Origin of the sequence: Shewanella sp. 10N.286.52.B9 (assembly GCF_002873635.1) — a bacterium.
GTDB lineage: Bacteria > Pseudomonadota > Gammaproteobacteria > Enterobacterales > Shewanellaceae > Shewanella.
Window position 1 is genome coordinate 1 of sequence record NZ_MCTY01000147.1, and the last position, 2,246, is coordinate 2,246.

At 40.1% G+C, this 2,246-nt stretch carries 1 pseudogene; it reads right to left on the bottom strand.

Annotation, left to right across the window (positions count from 1 at the left end):
• Positions 1-157 precede the first annotated feature (157 nt).
• Positions 158-2,146, bottom strand: a pseudogene (locus BCU91_RS08165) (methyl-accepting chemotaxis protein).
• Positions 2,147-2,246: the final 100 nt, after the last annotated feature.

Genomic DNA, 2,246 nt, shown 5'->3' on the forward strand with positions numbered 1-2,246 from the left:
AAATATACAATTTTATAATTAGCGCCTGCTTAACCTGCGACCAAATAGGACACAGTTAGCAAACAAATGATAAACATTATGCCGAAAAATGTATCTTACGGATACAAAAAAAAGCCGACAATAAAAATTGTCGGCTCGAGGGAATATCTGCGTATTTCTAGCTTAAGGTAAACTTTTGTACTTGCTCAGACATTGCCGCTGCGTCTTCTAATAAGGTTTCATTGAGCTGACTTAAAGCAGTCGCAACGTTTTGAGTTTGACTGTATATTTCACTAATTTGCATGGCATTGCGATTTACCTCTTCGGCCACTGCCGCTTGTTCATGTGTTGCTGATGCAATTTGCTGATTCATACTGTCAATGGTATCTATCTCTGCCACTATTTGCTGTAATTCATTACCCGCTTGTTCAACTTCAATAACACTCTCATCAGCACTAACCATACCACGTTCCATGGTTTGCACCGCTAATTGAGCGCCAGATTTTAAACGTTCAGTCATGCGTTTAATATCGTCTGTTGAAGACTGTGTTCTTTGGGCGAGGGTTCTCACTTCATCGGCTACCACCGCAAAACCTCGGCCTTGCTCACCCGCCCTTGCCGCTTCAATAGCGGCATTTAACGCTAGCAAATTAGTTTGCTCTGAAATCGCACTAATCACTTCTAAAATGCTAGCAATGGATTGCACATCTTGATCTAAAGTCTTTATCGCCGTTGAAGCGTCATTAATTTCACCAGCAAGATGCTTAATAGACACCGCCGTTTTTGATACGCCAATATTACCGATATTGGCTTCTTTATTGGCGGAGCTTGATGCATCGGATGCTTGTACAGCATTAGCGGCAATTTGGGTAACGGTTGCGCTCATTTCAGTCATCGCTGACGCCACCTGTTCAGCTTCTAAGTGGCCTTGTTCAATATCTTGTCTCATGCTGCTTGCATAGCTATTAACTTGCTCAACCACATTAACCAGCTGGCTGGCATTGTGTCTCACTTGAGTAATCACAGTTTCAAAATCTGCCATCATCCCATTGAAGGCTTTCGCTAGCTCACCAAACTCATCGGTTGAGTCGTGATCAATTCTCGTGCTCAAATCAAAGTTATTACCAGCATGGCTAACCTTATTAAATAATTGATTTAAACTGCGACTTAAATATCTAGAGACCGATAGACTTAGCCAAACTAGTAATAATACCGATACCGTTAATGCAATGAGCGAGCTCCACATTTGTTGACTAGCCGTGCTCAATTTGTGCTGGGTAAGTGTTACAAGTTCGGTGGCGAGGTATTGTTCAAATTTAGCCAATAGATTAATTCGGTTAGTGGATGTTTTAAACCAAACTTCAGGATGTTGATTTTTAATCTCTTCAGCATTTTGTGAAAATGCAATTTGTCGTATGGCATTAACAGCATTAACTTCTTTTGAACGGTTATCTTGTTCAAACCGCGTTAATACCAAATCTGTCGCCATAGTGCTAAAGCGTTCAGCATAGGTATTTTGCTCAGCCACTAAGGTCACAAATTTTGCATAACCACCCGCTTTAAAACCTTGCTGTCCAAAGGTCGAACTTAATACCGCTCGCTCAATACCCGCACGTTCTTTTAGTTGTAAAAACGCCCCGAATGAAGCGAGTTTCAAAGACAACTCACTGATGGTACTTTGCATAGCGGTTTCATCAACCACGGATAATAGGGTTTTATTTAAATCTGAATAATATTTCACTTCTTCAGCCACTGAGATGCTTAGATTATCTACTGAGCGGCGGATACTTTGAAGTTGTTGTAATTGCGAGTCTATTTGTCTTAATGTTGAACTGATTTTTGCAGGAAAGTGATCTGCAGCTGGAATACTCGAAAAGTTAGACACTTGTTGGTCTGTCATTGAGCGTTGCTGAGGTAAATCCTGAGCAAATGATTGACCTTTAGAGCCCAGAAAACCTGCACTCATGCCACGCTCCTTTTGTAATTAATGTACTAGGGCGCTGTTGATAACGGCCAGTTCACTTAACGAAAGTACCGTATTAAGCTCTGTTTGTATTTCATATTTATTGTGCACAAACATGCCACCATAAATTAAACAGATTAACAGTGGAGGAATAATTAATAGTGAAAGTTTGAGTCGAGTATTGAGATCGATAATCCATTTCATGACAGCTGTGACCCTTAAGAAGTGTGTTATGTTTCTAATTGAAATTACATTCATTAATGTAACTACAGCGACAGGATTTTCTAAAATATGTATTCTAAAA